Source organism: Aeromonas sp. SE22 (assembly GCF_038739755.1).
Classification (GTDB): domain Bacteria; phylum Pseudomonadota; class Gammaproteobacteria; order Enterobacterales; family Aeromonadaceae; genus Aeromonas; species Aeromonas jandaei.
Map to the genome: position 1 here is coordinate 401,050 of NZ_JBCGFD010000002.1, position 12,868 is coordinate 413,917.

Here is a 12,868-nt window from a genome sequence, read left to right on the forward strand (position 1 = left end):
TGATGCCGGTTTTTTCATCTCTCACTGCCCGAGCCAACTCAAGCCATCACTTCCGGCCTGAGCTGAGCCATCAACCCGGGGTTGTCGCTGTAATCCACCGGAATGGCCACCACGGCCGGCCCCTCCACCGCCAGCGCGGCACGCAGGGTGGCGCGCAGCTCGTCGGCCGAGCGCACCGCAAAACCGGCCGCCCCGAACGACTCGGCGTAGCGCTTGAAGTCGATGGCACCGAACGACACGCCCGAGGTACGGCAATACTTCTGCTGCTCCTGGATCGCCACCATGTTGTAGCCGTTATCGACCCAGATGATGTGGACGATATTGCTCTTGAGCCGTACCGCCGTCTCCAGCTCCATGCTCGACTGCATAAAGCTGCCATCCCCCGATACCGAGATCACCTTCTCCCCCGGCCGTACCAGCGCGGCACCGATGGCCCACGGCAGGGCGACCCCCATGGTCTGCTGACCGTTGGAGATAAGCACCTGACGGGCGCGGAAGCTGTAAAGGTAGCGGGCGATCCAGATATGGAAGCTGCCCATGTCGACGCAGAGGGTCATGTCATCGCGCACCAGATCCTGCAGCTCGCGCACGATCCGCAGCGGGTGCACCGGCGTGCCGTGCAGATCGTCGGCCCGCATCGCCAGCCGCAGCCGCTGCTGGCGCACCCCTTGCAGCAGGCGATCCACCTCGGGGATACGCAGCTTGGGCGAACCCATCCGGCGGGTCAGTTGCAGCAGGTTGGCACGGATCGACCCCAGCAGCTCCGCCGCCGGGCAGTAGCAGCTGTCGATATCGGCGGGCAGCACATCGATATGGAGGATGCGGCGCACCCGGTCGCCATTCCACAGCACGGGGTCGTACTCGATGGGGCTATAGCCGATGGCGATCACCAGATCGGCCCCCGCCAGCAGCTGATCCCCCGGCTGGTTGTTAAAGAGCCCCACCCGCCCGGCGAAATCATCGAAGTGGCAACTGTCGACCACCCCGGCCGCCTGATAGGTACCTGTCACCGGCAGCCGCGCCTTGTCGAGGAAGGCGCGCACCGCCTCGGCGTTCTCCGGCCGGCTCGCCATCAGGCCGAGCAGCACTACGGGATTGTCCGCCTCGCGAATGAGCTCGAGCGCCTGGGTCATGCTCGCCTCGTCGGCGGTGCCAGGCTCCGGCATCTCGCGCGGCACCAGCACCTCCCCCAGCACCGGCTTGTTGATGATGTCCATCGGCAGGCTGACAAAGGCAGCACCCGGGCGGCCAAACTCGGCGGCACGAAAGGCGTTGGCCATCACCTCGGAGAGGGCGGCCCCGCTGTTGACCTGAGCGCTGAACTTGGTCACCGGACGGCAGAGGTTGACCGTATCCATGCTCTGGTGGGTGAGCTTGAGGCAGTCGGCGCGGCGCACCGCACCGCCCAGCGCCACCATGGGATCCCCCTCCGAGGTGGCGGTCGCCAGCCCGGTAATAAGGTTGGAGCAACCGGGACCCGAGGTGACCAGCGCCACCCCCGCCTTGCCGGTCAGGCGCCCCACTGCGGCAGCCATAAAGGCGGCGTTGGCCTCATGGCGCACCACGATGGTCTCGATGGGAGAGTCCTCCAGCGCATCGAACACCCGGTCAATCTTGGCACCGGGAATACCGAACACCTGCTTGACCCCCTGCGCCTCCAGATGGCGCACCACCAGCTCGGCGCCGCACTTCCACTGTCTGTTTTCCATGATATTGCTCCTTCTATATCAGCCTTCTGCGGCCTGAATGGCGCGATCGAGATCGGCGGGGTTGAGGTCGGCCTGCCGGAAAGCGGGATCCGATGGCAGGGCCAGATTGAGATGACGCACCACCGAGAGACGCAGGGTGCCGTGGGCCATGGTGTAGTCGAGCAGATGGCCGCCGCCGCTGCGATCGGCGGTGATCATGTGTTCGTGAAAACCCGCCACATTGATCCCCTGCACAAACGGCGGGCAGCGAAAGCCCACCAAGGTCCCCGCCACCGCGGCAAAACGGAACAGCGGCTGCTGCTCGATGGCCTCCAGCATGGGGCGATAGGGCGGCTCCTGACGCGGCACGGTGCGCACCTTGGCCGACTCGAACTGGCCGTCGAGGCGCATGGCGACGAAGACGTTGTCGGAGCCCACCAGCCGATCGACCCACTGGTGAATTTCGTCGCGGCTGAGCGGATGGTCGAAGCGGCGCTCCAGACAGGGGCGAAAGTGGGTCATCACCGCAAAGGGGGTCTTCTGATCGGCGCGGGCGGGCCGGGCCGAGCCATCGGCCCGCAACTGGTGGATCTGGCGCTCGAAGGCGATCAGCTCGCCATCGAGGTGGTTGAAGGTACCGAGACCAAAGTCGCCGTGGCGCAGCAGCTCGCTCATGGTGGTCTCCCCTTCGTAGACCCCCGCCAGCAGGGCGCTCATCAGCGAGCTTTGGTAGATCTCGCCGCCATCGTGCTGCCTGCGCCAGCGGGAAAACTGCTGGCTAACTTCGAGGGCACACGCGCATCCGGCACTGTCAGATGTTGCAATACGTTCCATTCGGGTTTCACCTCCGGCCTGAATCCTGTTAGCGTTCGGATTCAATGGTGACCCGGATCACATTTCAACGCCAATACACCGATCCCGCGACTTTGAGACTCTTTCGATATGGAACTGCGAACCCTGCGCTACTTCATGGCGGTCGTCGACAAACAGAACTTCACCCGGGCAGCCGAGGTGCTCAACATGGCCCAGCCGCCCCTGAGCCAGCAGATCCGCAAGCTGGAAGAGAGCCTCGGCACTCCGCTGCTGCGCCGTCTCACCCGCGGCGTCGAACTGACCGAGGCGGGTGCGAGCCTCTATCGGGATGCCACCCAGATCCTGACGCTGGCCGATGCCGCCAAACAGAAGGTGAAGCGGATCGCCCGCGGCGAGCAGGGGGCGCTGCGTATCGGCTTTGCCGGCTCTACCGTGCTCCACCCCGCGGTGCTGACCCTGTTGCACGACTATCGCGAACGCTACCCCGAGGTGGCGCTCACCCCGCAGGAGGGCACCATGCCGGCACTGGTGGAGGCGCTGCGCCACGACCGGCTCGATGCCGCCATCCTGCGCCTCCCCTGCAGCGGCAGTCAGGGGCTGGATCACCACCTCATCGAGCAGGAGCCGCTGCTGATCGCCCTGCCCACCAGCCACCCCAAGGCCAAGCTCGGCCCCATCGCCCTCGCCAGCCTGCGCGATGAGAGCTTTATCCTGTTCCCCCGCGAGATTGGCCCGGGCCTTCACGACGGCATCATGGCCCTCTGCCGGGAGGCGGGATTCGAGCCGCAGCTCGGCCCCGTCTGCCCGCAGGTGATCTCCACCGTCGGCATGGTGCAGGCGGGTTTTGGCGTGACCCTGGTGCCAAGCTCGGTGGCTGCGTTGCGTCCGGTCGGAGTGAGCTATCACCCCATCGCCGGCAGCGGCCTGATGACCGCCATCAGCCTCGCCACCCGCCCCCACCCCGGCAGCGCCGTGTTGCGCCGCTTTATCGCCCAGATACAAAAAAGGCCTCCCGAAGGAGGCCTTTTACGGCAATCTTGATGCCTTGCTTGACAGTCGCGGTTTACTTGACGGTCACGCGGGCAAACTTGCGCTTGCCGACCTGATAGACGGCGGTACCGGCACCGATGAGCGCCTTGCCATCTTCCAGCTTCTCGCCATCAACCTTGACCGCGCCCTGCTTGATCATCCGCAGCGCTTCGGAGGTGGTGGCCACCAGATCGGCATCTTTCAGCAGGTTGGCAATGGCCAGACCTTCGCCTTCCAGAGCCAGCTCGACTTCCGGCATTTCGTCCGGAATGGCGTTCTTGGAGAAGCGCTGGGTGAAATCTTCGTGGGCCGCTTCGGCTGCCGCTTCGTCGTGATAACGGGCGATGATCTCTTTGGCCAGCCAGATCTTCACGTCGCGCGGGTTGAGAGTGCCGGCAGCGATGCCCGCCTTGAACTCTTCAATTTCAGCCAGCGGACGGAAGGAGAGCAGCTCGTAGTAGTTCCACATCAGATCGTCGGTGATGGACATGATCTTGCCGAACATCTCGCCCGGAGCGTCGTGGACGCCGATGTAGTTGCCTGCGGACTTGGACATCTTCTTGACGCCGTCCAGACCCACCAAGAGCGGCATCATCAGCACGCACTGGGTCGCCATGCCGGCATCTTTTTGCAGCTCGCGGCCCATCAGCAGGTTGAACTTCTGGTCGGTACCGCCCAGCTCAACGTCCGCCTTCAGCGCGACCGAGTCATAGCCTTGCAGCAGCGGATAGAGGAATTCGTGAATCGCGATGGACTGGCCGTTGCTGTAGCGCTTCTTGAAGTCGTCGCGCTCCATCATGCGGGCCACGGTCTGCTTGGCCGCCAGCTTGATCATGCCGGTCGCACCCAGCTCGCTCAGCCAGGTCGAGTTGTACTCGATGCGGGTCTTGGCCGGATCGAGGATCTTGAACGCCTGCTCGGCATAGGTGAGGGCGTTGTGCTTGATCGCCTCTTCGGAGAGCGGCGGACGGGTGGCGTTCTTGCCGGAGGGGTCACCCACCATGGCAGTGAAGTCACCGATCAGCAGGATCACTTCATGGCCCAGATCCTGGAAGGTTTTCAGCTTGTTGAGGATCACGGTGTGACCCAGGTGAATGTCGGGGGCCGTCGGGTCCATGCCCAGCTTGATGCGCAGCGGGCGCCCTTCCTTCAACTTGGCAACCAGTTCCTCTTCAACCAGAATTTCTTCCGCTCCGCGCTTGATCTCGGCTAGCGCCACCTCGAGCTGGGACATTTTTTGACTCTCCATCACGATTCCACAGGGCCAAACATATTACTGGAATGGCGGGCCAATTGGAAAGGCTGTAAAATCCGTCCATTCTGCCCGACTTCATCTGCATCTCATGGTTATTTGGCACGCCTTCAACTCTCTCCCTCACTGGCACCGCAAGATGGTGCTGATTTTGAGCATCATGATCATGATGCTGGCGGCCTGGCCCAGCGAACAGGCGGTCGCTACCCGGGTCGATGAAAACGGCAACGAGATTGCCCTGCGACAGCAACAGGAAGAGAACAGCGACGACAATCTGCCCCAGGACGACATCACCGCAGATGCCGTGCAACCGGCCACCCCGCCCAAGCCGAGCTATGTCACTAAGCATGTGAAGGTGCGCCGCGGCGACAACATGGGGGTGATCTTCCAGCGTCTGGGGCTCAGCACCACGGATCTGCACCTGATCGACCAGCTCGATGACAGCAACCCGCTGCGCATGTTGCAGCCGGGGCAGGAGCTCACCTTCAAGCTGACCGAAGATGGCCAGCTGCACAGCCTCTACTACCCCCACAGCCTCGAACAGGCGCTCAAGGTGAGCCGCAAGGATGACACCTTCGTCGCCCGCAGCGTCAAGATCGCCCTCGACACCCGTGAACAGGTGACCAAGGGGGAGATCCGCTCCAGCTTCTGGGGCTCCGCCGTCGAGGCGGGCATGACCGAGGATCAGATCATGGACTTGGCCGCCATCTTCGGCTGGGACATCGACTTTGCTCAGGACTTGCAACCGGGCGACAGCTTCCGGGTGGTCTACGAAGACAAGTTCCGCGATGACGAGCGGGTAGCCTCCGGCGATATTCTGGCCGCCGAGTTCGTCAACCAGGGTACCGCCTACCGCGCCGTGCTCAATGAAGATGGCAACTACTACACCCCGGAAGGCAAAGCGATGCGCAAGAGCTTCCTGCGCGCGCCGGTCAACTTCAAATACATCAGCTCCAACTTCAACCCGCGCCGCCTCCATCCGGTGACCGGCAAGATCCGCCCCCACAACGGCATCGACTATGTGGCGCCGGTGGGCACCCCAATCATGGCGGCGGGCTCCGGCAACGTGGTGGCGGCGGGCTACAACCAGTTCAACGGCAACTACGTCTTTATCAAACATGCCGGCAACTATGTGACCAAGTACCTGCACCTCTCCAAGCGCACCGTCAACAAGGGGCAGCGGGTCAAGCAGGGGCAGACCATCGGCCTGTTGGGGGGCACCGGTCGCGTCACCGGCCCTCATCTGCACTATGAATTCGTGGTGGGCGGCGTACACAAGAACCCGCGCACCCTCAACCTGCCGCAGGCGGAGTCCCTGAGCGGACGCGAGCTGGCCAACTTCAGAAAACTGGCGACACCGCAACTGGCCAAGCTCGACAGCCCCGAGCTGCAGCTGGCCCAGAACAAGCGAGAGAGTCGCGGCAACTAAAGCCTTCGGGGCTGGCGGGGTAGCGGCCCCGTCAGCCCTTTTTATTTTGCCTGCGCATGGCTCTGCGCCATGTTGCATCGGTGTCGGGAAGCGGACTATCCCGACCAGCGAGTGAGGAGAGCCAATGGCTGAACGCTATATCGGATTGATGTCAGGCACCAGCATGGACGGCATCGACGCCGTACTGGTGGTGATCGACGGGGATCAACTGCGGGTCGAGGCGGCCCTCAGCCACCCCTGGCCCACCGCCCACGAGCTCCATGAGCTCTGCACGCCAAGCGACAACGAGATCGATCGCATGGGGGTGGCCGACAATCTGGTGGCGCGCGAATTTGCCGCCGCCACCCACGCCCTGCTGGCCAAGACGGGCCTCACGCCCGCCGATATTCGCGCCATTGGCAGTCACGGCCAGACCATCCGCCACCGCCCCCAGCTTGGCTTCACCCTGCAGATTGGCAACGCGGCCCTGCTGGCGGCGCTGACCGGCATCGATGTCATCGCCGACTTTCGCACCATGGACATGGCCCTCGGCGGTCAGGGAGCGCCGCTGGTGCCCGCCTTCCATCAAGCCTTTTTTGCCCGCCCCGGCGCCCTGCGGGTGGTACTGAACCTCGGCGGCATCGCCAATATCTCGGTACTGCCGGGTCATGCCAACGGGGTCTATGGCTTCGATACCGGCCCGGCCAACACCCTGCTCGACGGCTGGTATCGCCGCCATCACCCCAAGGGAGCCGGTTATGATGCCGGCGGCCAGTGGGCAGCCTGTGGCCAGATCATTCCCGAGCTGCTGGAGCAGCTCTTGGCCCACCCCTACTTCGCCGCCTCCCATCCCAAGAGCACCGGACGGGAGATGTTCACCCTGGCGTGGCTCGATGGTGAGCTGGCTGGCCGCCCCTATGCTCCGGCGGACGTGCAGCGCACCCTGCAGGCGCTCACCTGCCACAGCATCGCCCGCCAGCTGCCCGCGACTCCCGAGGCGTTCGGGGCCAGCCAGCCCAAGACCGAGCTCTTTGTCTGCGGCGGGGGTGCCTACAACACCCCGCTGCTGGCGGAGCTGGCCAGCCTGCTGCCCGGCTGGCGCATCGCCAACACCGCCGAGCTGGGGATTGCTCCCGACTGGATGGAAGGGGCTGCCTTTGCCTGGCTGGCGGAGCGCTTTATCAAGCGCAAACCCGGCAACCTGCCCGCCGTCACCGGCGCCAGCCGTCCGGCGGTGCTCGGCGCCCTCTATCCGGCGGGCTGACGGGCCCATATCCAACCTTGCTATCGCCTGTCAGCACGCGGCTGGCAGGCTTGTTCCCCCTCTTCGATTCACCTGCGCCAGTTAATGCAGCCCCTCGATATTGAGGCTGTAGTAGTGTTCATCCTTCTCGATCTTGCCGGTAAAGCGAAAACCGAACGAGGCGTAGAGCTCTTTGGCAATCCGGTTATCCTCGTCGATCATCAGCAGCACCTCCCGATACCCCTCGCGGCCAAAATGGGCCAGCAGCTCGCCAAAGACCTGCCGCCCCAGCCCCTGCCCCATAAAGCGGGCATCCAGCATAAAGCGGAAGATCTCGACCATGTCGCCCGGCGCATCACACCCCTTGTACATGACAAAGCCCACCAGCTCCTCCCCGCGATAAATCGCTCTGGGCTCAAAGCCCGGGAAGTAGGCCGCCTCCACCAGCGAGATGGCATTGCAGCAGAGATACTGCTCGAACAGGGTGCCCACCCCGTCCTTGTTGGTTGTCAGCTCGCACACCTCGAAGCAATTCGAGGCGTCGATCTTCTCGATCCTGATCATCTACATCCTTCCGTTGTATCCGGCCCGCTGGCCGCGCTAAATAAGCCCTCTCCTCTCTTTGCAGTGTCATAACGCGGCACAGTCATAACGCTTGCACCGTCATCACGGGCAAAACCGGAGGGGTCGCCTGCCACAACAACACAGGGTTGTGCGCCCGATGGCAGGCTCAAATTGTTTCACCTGAGTAACAAAGAACAGAAACACCATTTCACTGGTGCAAAAATAGCGGGGGGCTCTGACGGCAACCGGTCGGGAAACCGCGGTCAGGGCCGGTGGCCGATCCTGACATGCAGGGGTGAAGGGAGTCTGAACGAGCCCGTTTGCCCGGCTCGGCGCCGCTGAAAATTCATGGCATACGGCTGATGCGCTGGGCTCCTTGCAGCGGCGTGCCATGGGATATTCAGAAAACCTTTTCACCGGCCCCATGCAAAAGCGCTGAATTATATTCCCGTTACATCTTTGCAGGGGCCTGAATATCCCGCGGCTACCATATTTTCGCTCTGCCAGATAGTGCTTATAAAAAAGCAAAAATAGATATTTATGCGGCAAAAAATGAATGCACTGCCAGCAAGCCTGAATAATTGACAATTATCCTGAGTGCCAGCCACCCATATTTCTGGCGCCAATACCGTTGGCGCGGGCCTCGCCCTGCAGGGTGCTAAAGATGGCCGCCAGATGCTTCTTATCATCCCTGAATTGATCCGCACCGGAGATATATTTCAGGGCGTTGAGCCATCTCATAGAAACGCGATCCCGGTTTGCATCGCTATTTTGCGGTTCATAGAATCGCGCTTGTCTGAACCCTCTCCCCCTCTGGTGTCGCAATGGTTGCCGGGCGCGCTATATCGCCGCGCCCTGCCCACATTTTTTGTCGCTGGCGGGAGGAACCCCTGACCCCAATAACGATGATTACAACGAGGTGTATCCCAATGAGTGGCACTATTATCAAGTCGGCCCGCAATACCCCCAATGCTCCGCAGCATATCGGCCCCTATACCCAGAGCGTGGCCTTTTCCCACTACAACAATATCTCCGCCCAGCTGCCGGTCGACCCGAAAAACGGCGCCCTGATCGAGGGTGATATCAAGGCGCAGGCCAGACAGTGCCTCACCAATATCAAGGCCATCGTCGAGAGCATCGACCATGTGATGGACGACGTGGTGAAAGTGACCCTCTTCCTGCAAGAGATGGCCGACCTCGAGGCAGTCAACGAGGTCTATCGCGAGTTCTTCCCCCGCAACCTGCCGACCCGCACCGTGCTGGCCGTGGCGGGTCTGCCGCTGCACGCCAAAGTGCAGATGGATGCGCTCATCTCCAACGGCGAAGGCACCTTCCCGCAAGCTCCGTGCCCGCTGGTGAAGCTCGCCCGCAACAGCGCCCGTGCGCCGCAGGACTCGCTCTCCACCCAGACAGTCGCCTTCTCCCACTACAACAATATCGGCGCCCAGCTGCCGGTTGAGCCCGCATCCGGCGCCCTGATTGGCGGCGGCCTTCGCGAGCAGGCGGCCCAATGTCTGCACAATATCAAGGCGGTGCTGGAGGGGATCGACGTGCCCTTCGACGATATCGTCAAGGTGACCGTCTACCTGACCAATCTGGCCGATCTGGATGCCGTCAACGAGGTCTACACCACCTTCTTCCCCGACTCCGCCATTGCCCGCGCCGCCGCCTATATGCCGGCCCGCAGCGTGATTGCCGCCTCCGCCCTGCCCATGGGTGCGCTGGTGCAGATGGATGCGGTCATCTCCCACGGTGACGGCACCCCGCCACAACTGGTGGAAGACAGACACAATCTGGTGATCCGCCCGCGCAATACCGACAAGGCACCGCGCAGCCCGCTGCATACCCAGACCGTCGCCTTCTCCCACTACAACCATATCGCCGGTCAGCTGCCGGTTGATCTGGCCACCGGCAAGATCCTGACTGGTTGCGTGCGGGAGCAGACCGCCCAGTGTCTCAGCCATATCAAGGCGATTGTGGAGAGCATCGGCCATGTGATGGACGATATCGTCAAGGTCAATATCCAGCTCGCCGATATCGCGGATCTGGCCGAGGTGGATGCCATCTATACCAAATACTTCCCGGCCTACCTGCCGGCCCGCACCGTGATCGCGGTGCGCGAACTGCCCGCCGGCGCGCGAATCCAGATGGATGCGGTGATGTCCAACGCCGAAAGTACCCCGCCGCAGGCGTAAGGTTTGCGGAAATAACAAAGAGACCGGCTATATGCCGGTCTCTTTTTACATGCCAGACAAAGGGATGGCCCCTCAGCCCTCGATATCGCGGTTCCTGATCGCCACTCTGACCGCCTCCGCGGTGGTGGCCACCCCCAGTCGACGGCGGGCACTGCGCAGATGGTTCTCGACCGTGCGCACCGAGAGCTTCAGGGTGGTGGCGATATCGGCATGGCGCCAACCCCGGGAGACCCACTCCAGCACTTCGCGCTCACGCCCAGTGAGGCCACGCTCGTGACCCGCTACCGGCATCTCCATCAGGCGACGGGCTGCATGAAAAGCCGCTGCCGCGATCAGCGCAAGGCCAACCCGAGTGTGGGCACTGGCATCGATCTGATCGCCGCCAAAGCTCATCGCCCCTTCCAGCCCCAGCGGCCCATAGACGGGTACCTGCAAGCCATGTCGGCCCGGCCCCTCAGGCTGGCGAACGATACGGTACTGCTCACCAACGGCACCAACCGTTTTGCTCCAGAAGAAGGGCTGGTCTCGCTCCCTGATATGCATCGCCATCGGGCACTCGCGCATATAGGCATGCAGGTCGACCACCTCACCGCTCTCCAGCCACTCCCCCTCCAGCCAGTAGAGATGCTCGACCACCCCCTCCTCGCTGGCGCTGATGGAGAAAAGCGCAAAGCGGTGATACCCCAGCGGAGTGGCAAAGGCGCGCACCAGTTGCTGGATCTCCTCCAGCCGCTGGCACCCTTCCAGCGCCACCGCGACCTGCAACGCATTCGCTGGCGATGACGACAACCTCATCGCTTGGCAACCGCCTCCAGCAAGGTGGTGGCGGCCAGCTTGCCGAGGTTATTGCCCGCCAGCGGGCTGTCACCGGTCAGCAGATTGCGATCCCGGCACACCTCCCCCGAGATGCCGTTGTTGACGATCTCAAAGCCAATCTCTTTGAGCTTCTCGCCAAACTTCCAGGTGAGGTGGCCCGGCATATAGCCAATTGCCGGGGTCTGGGCATCCAGCTCGTCGGGGAAAGCGCAGACCTTGTAGCCCGCGAAGGTCTCTGGATTGGCCACCGCCAGCAGCGCAGCAGGCCCGTGACAGAGGGAGATGATGAAGCGATCGTTGGCCATCGCCCACTCCAGCAGCGCTTTCACCTCGGCACTCTCCGGCAGCCCCATCAGGGCGCCGTGCCCGCCGGGAATAAAGACGCCGATATAATCCGAGTCGGCGGCCAGCGCCTCTTTCAGCAGATCGGCCAGCTTGGCCGGTTGGCGGAACTGCGCCTGATATTTGGCATAGAGCCCCAGCACCTCTTCATCTTCGCCGGGCATGGCCCACCACTCGAACTTGACCGAATTGCCGGAAAGGGTAGCCACATCAAAGGCAAAGCCCGCCTTGTCGAGGTGATACATGGGCAGCAGGGTTTCGACCGGATGGTTACCGGTAGAAAACAGGGTGCCGTTGTCGGTGGGCAGATAGCGCTCATCGGCCCCGATCAGCAGGATCTTCCAGCGCCCCTCCCGATAGGGAGCGGGATAGTCAGCCCCGGCAAGGTCAGATTTGCGCGAGGTGAACTGGCTCAGGGAGTAGGGCGACGGGAAGAAAGCATTCTGCTCTGCCGGATCCGGGGTCGGTTGTTTATCGTCAACAAGCATATCGGTCATGGGTCAGGCTCCAGTAGTGGTGGACTCGGTCTCACAGTATTGACTGTCAGAGACCAAGTAAATGAGGGTTTTCCCTCAACCGCCATGACTATGGCAAGGGATGTGACAGCGCTGCGACAAAACCTGAACAGAGCGCCCGCCAGACTTAGGCCACTGCGGCAAATGCCCTGACGATGGCATCCATGACCGCCCTAACCCGCGCAGCATGTTGCACATCCTGATGGGTCACCAGCCACACATCGTAGGATTGCTGTAACTGCCGCTCGGGCCAGACCCGCATCAACCCGGCTTGCTCGGCGAGCGGAACCGCCACCTCGCCAAGCCCCAACCCCATCAACAGGGCCTGACGCAGCATCAGGCTGGTATTGACCCCCGCGGCGACCGTGGCCCCCTCGGCCGCCTCTTCGAGCATCATGGGCGAGCGCGCGCTCTGCCAGTGGGGCTCATACACCACCAGCGAATGGCCCGCAAAACCGGTGCCCGCTTCGGGAATGCCATGGCGAGCCAGATAGTCGGTGGAGGCATACAACCCGACCGGCCAGGAGGCCAGCTTGCGAATAATCAGGTCGGGATTGTCCGGCTTCACCGTCCGGATCGCGATATCCGCTTCCCGCAGAGACAGATTGACCACCTGGGTCGAGGTATTGAGGATGACCCTGATATCGGGATAACGCTGATGCAGATCGGTCAGGGCCGGTATCAAAAAATCCATCCCCAGGGTGTCTGTGGTCGCCACGCTGACCTCCCCGACCAGACGGTTGTCGACCCCTTGCGCCGCCCGCACGAAATCAATAGCTGCCAGCTCCATCTGCTGGGCGCTGGCCAGCACTATCTCTCCGACATTAGTCAGCACATACCCTTTGGATGTACGGAGAAACAGCGTGGCCGCCAGACGATGCTCCAGTGCGGCAATCCGTCTGCCAATGGTGGCCTGATCGACCCCGACCACACGGGCAGCGCCCCTCAGGCTACCTTCCCGATGCAACGCCAGAAAAATTTTCGCATCATCCCAGTTCATCAC

General features: G+C 62.6%; 12 protein-coding genes. 4 read left to right on the plus strand and 8 right to left on the minus strand.

Features of this window, described 5'->3' with window-relative positions; translation table 11 throughout:
- Positions 1-38 precede the first annotated feature (38 nt).
- Both alsS and budA read right to left on the minus strand, forming a co-directional pair.
- Positions 39-1,709: an acetolactate synthase AlsS gene (alsS, locus tag AAHA39_RS05685; protein WP_320657295.1), complete on the minus strand. Its 1,671-nt coding sequence runs from the start codon at positions 1,707-1,709 to the stop codon at positions 39-41.
- 18 nt (positions 1,710-1,727) lie between these two features.
- Positions 1,728-2,522, minus strand: coding sequence for an acetolactate decarboxylase (budA, locus tag AAHA39_RS05690; protein ID WP_033115811.1), 795 nt, complete (start codon positions 2,520-2,522; stop codon positions 1,728-1,730).
- Positions 2,523-2,630: 108 nt separating this feature from the next.
- Between budA and AAHA39_RS05695 the strand changes: the two genes are divergently transcribed.
- Positions 2,631-3,542 carry a LysR family transcriptional regulator gene (locus AAHA39_RS05695; protein ID WP_071912202.1) on the plus strand — a complete coding sequence of 304 codons (912 nt, stop codon included), beginning with the start codon at positions 2,631-2,633 and terminating at the stop codon, positions 3,540-3,542.
- Between the two features lie 22 nt (positions 3,543-3,564).
- On the opposite strand, the gene tyrS is transcribed toward AAHA39_RS05695, so the two are convergent.
- Positions 3,565-4,764 carry a tyrosine--tRNA ligase gene (tyrS, locus tag AAHA39_RS05700; RefSeq protein ID WP_024941863.1) on the minus strand — a complete coding sequence of 400 codons (1,200 nt, stop codon included), beginning with the start codon at positions 4,762-4,764 and terminating at the stop codon, positions 3,565-3,567.
- Between the two features lie 109 nt (positions 4,765-4,873).
- Here tyrS and AAHA39_RS05705 point away from each other — a divergent pair, with 109 nt between their 5' ends.
- Positions 4,874-6,211 carry a peptidoglycan DD-metalloendopeptidase family protein gene (locus AAHA39_RS05705; protein WP_320657294.1) on the plus strand — a complete coding sequence of 446 codons (1,338 nt, stop codon included), beginning with the start codon at positions 4,874-4,876 and terminating at the stop codon, positions 6,209-6,211.
- Positions 6,212-6,335: 124 nt separating this feature from the next.
- Positions 6,336-7,454, plus strand: coding sequence for an anhydro-N-acetylmuramic acid kinase (locus AAHA39_RS05710; RefSeq protein ID WP_320657293.1), 1,119 nt, complete (start codon positions 6,336-6,338; stop codon positions 7,452-7,454).
- Between the two features lie 81 nt (positions 7,455-7,535).
- Here AAHA39_RS05710 and AAHA39_RS05715 read toward each other — a convergent pair whose 3' ends face one another.
- Positions 7,536-7,997, minus strand: a complete 462-nt coding sequence (locus AAHA39_RS05715; protein WP_033115814.1) for a GNAT family N-acetyltransferase — start codon at positions 7,995-7,997, stop codon at positions 7,536-7,538.
- Positions 7,998-8,585: 588 nt separating this feature from the next.
- Complete coding sequence (locus AAHA39_RS05720) at positions 8,586-8,738, minus strand: hypothetical protein (protein ID WP_320657292.1); 153 nt, start codon at positions 8,736-8,738, stop codon at positions 8,586-8,588.
- A gap of 188 nt (positions 8,739-8,926) precedes the next feature.
- Between AAHA39_RS05720 and AAHA39_RS05725 the strand changes: the two genes are divergently transcribed.
- The gene (locus AAHA39_RS05725; protein ID WP_320657291.1) at positions 8,927-10,192 is read left to right on the plus strand and encodes a RidA family protein; all 1,266 of its coding nucleotides are present in this window, start codon (positions 8,927-8,929) and stop codon (positions 10,190-10,192) included.
- Between the two features lie 72 nt (positions 10,193-10,264).
- Here AAHA39_RS05725 and AAHA39_RS05730 read toward each other — a convergent pair whose 3' ends face one another.
- The 3 genes from AAHA39_RS05730 to AAHA39_RS05740 all read right to left on the minus strand — a co-directional run bounded on the left by AAHA39_RS05730 (position 10,265) and on the right by AAHA39_RS05740 (position 12,865).
- Entirely contained in the window at positions 10,265-10,987 is a 723-nt protein-coding gene (locus AAHA39_RS05730; RefSeq protein WP_139735691.1) for a PA1136 family autoinducer-binding transcriptional regulator, read from the minus strand.
- On the minus strand, positions 10,984-11,847 hold the full coding sequence (hchA, locus tag AAHA39_RS05735; RefSeq protein WP_320657290.1) for a glyoxalase III HchA: 864 nt from the start codon (positions 11,845-11,847) through the stop codon (positions 10,984-10,986). The genes AAHA39_RS05730 and hchA overlap by 4 nt, the downstream gene beginning before the upstream one ends.
- A gap of 145 nt (positions 11,848-11,992) precedes the next feature.
- Positions 11,993-12,865, minus strand: a complete 873-nt coding sequence (locus AAHA39_RS05740) for a LysR family transcriptional regulator (protein ID WP_320657289.1) — start codon at positions 12,863-12,865, stop codon at positions 11,993-11,995.
- Between the last annotated feature and the right edge of the window lie 3 nt (positions 12,866-12,868).

What these genes read in the sequence shown, in the direction of transcription:
- AAHA39_RS05715 (WP_033115814.1), bottom strand. Translation starts at nt 7,997, where the DNA reads ATGATCAGGATCGAGAAGATCGACGCCTCGAATTGCTTCGAGGTGTGC.
- AAHA39_RS05705 (WP_320657294.1), top strand. Translation starts at nt 4,874, where the DNA reads ATGGTTATTTGGCACGCCTTCAACTCTCTCCCTCACTGGCACCGCAAG.
- AAHA39_RS05720 (WP_320657292.1), bottom strand. Translation starts at nt 8,738, where the DNA reads ATGAGATGGCTCAACGCCCTGAAATATATCTCCGGTGCGGATCAATTC.
- AAHA39_RS05725 (WP_320657291.1), top strand. Translation starts at nt 8,927, where the DNA reads ATGAGTGGCACTATTATCAAGTCGGCCCGCAATACCCCCAATGCTCCG.
- AAHA39_RS05710 (WP_320657293.1), top strand. Translation starts at nt 6,336, where the DNA reads ATGGCTGAACGCTATATCGGATTGATGTCAGGCACCAGCATGGACGGC.
- AAHA39_RS05740 (WP_320657289.1), bottom strand. Translation starts at nt 12,865, where the DNA reads ATGAACTGGGATGATGCGAAAATTTTTCTGGCGTTGCATCGGGAAGGT.
- budA (WP_033115811.1), bottom strand. Translation starts at nt 2,522, where the DNA reads ATGGAACGTATTGCAACATCTGACAGTGCCGGATGCGCGTGTGCCCTC.
- AAHA39_RS05695 (WP_071912202.1), top strand. Translation starts at nt 2,631, where the DNA reads ATGGAACTGCGAACCCTGCGCTACTTCATGGCGGTCGTCGACAAACAG.
- tyrS (WP_024941863.1), bottom strand. Translation starts at nt 4,764, where the DNA reads ATGTCCCAGCTCGAGGTGGCGCTAGCCGAGATCAAGCGCGGAGCGGAA.
- hchA (WP_320657290.1), bottom strand. Translation starts at nt 11,847, where the DNA reads ATGACCGATATGCTTGTTGACGATAAACAACCGACCCCGGATCCGGCA.
- alsS (WP_320657295.1), bottom strand. Translation starts at nt 1,709, where the DNA reads ATGGAAAACAGACAGTGGAAGTGCGGCGCCGAGCTGGTGGTGCGCCAT.
- AAHA39_RS05730 (WP_139735691.1), bottom strand. Translation starts at nt 10,987, where the DNA reads ATGAGGTTGTCGTCATCGCCAGCGAATGCGTTGCAGGTCGCGGTGGCG.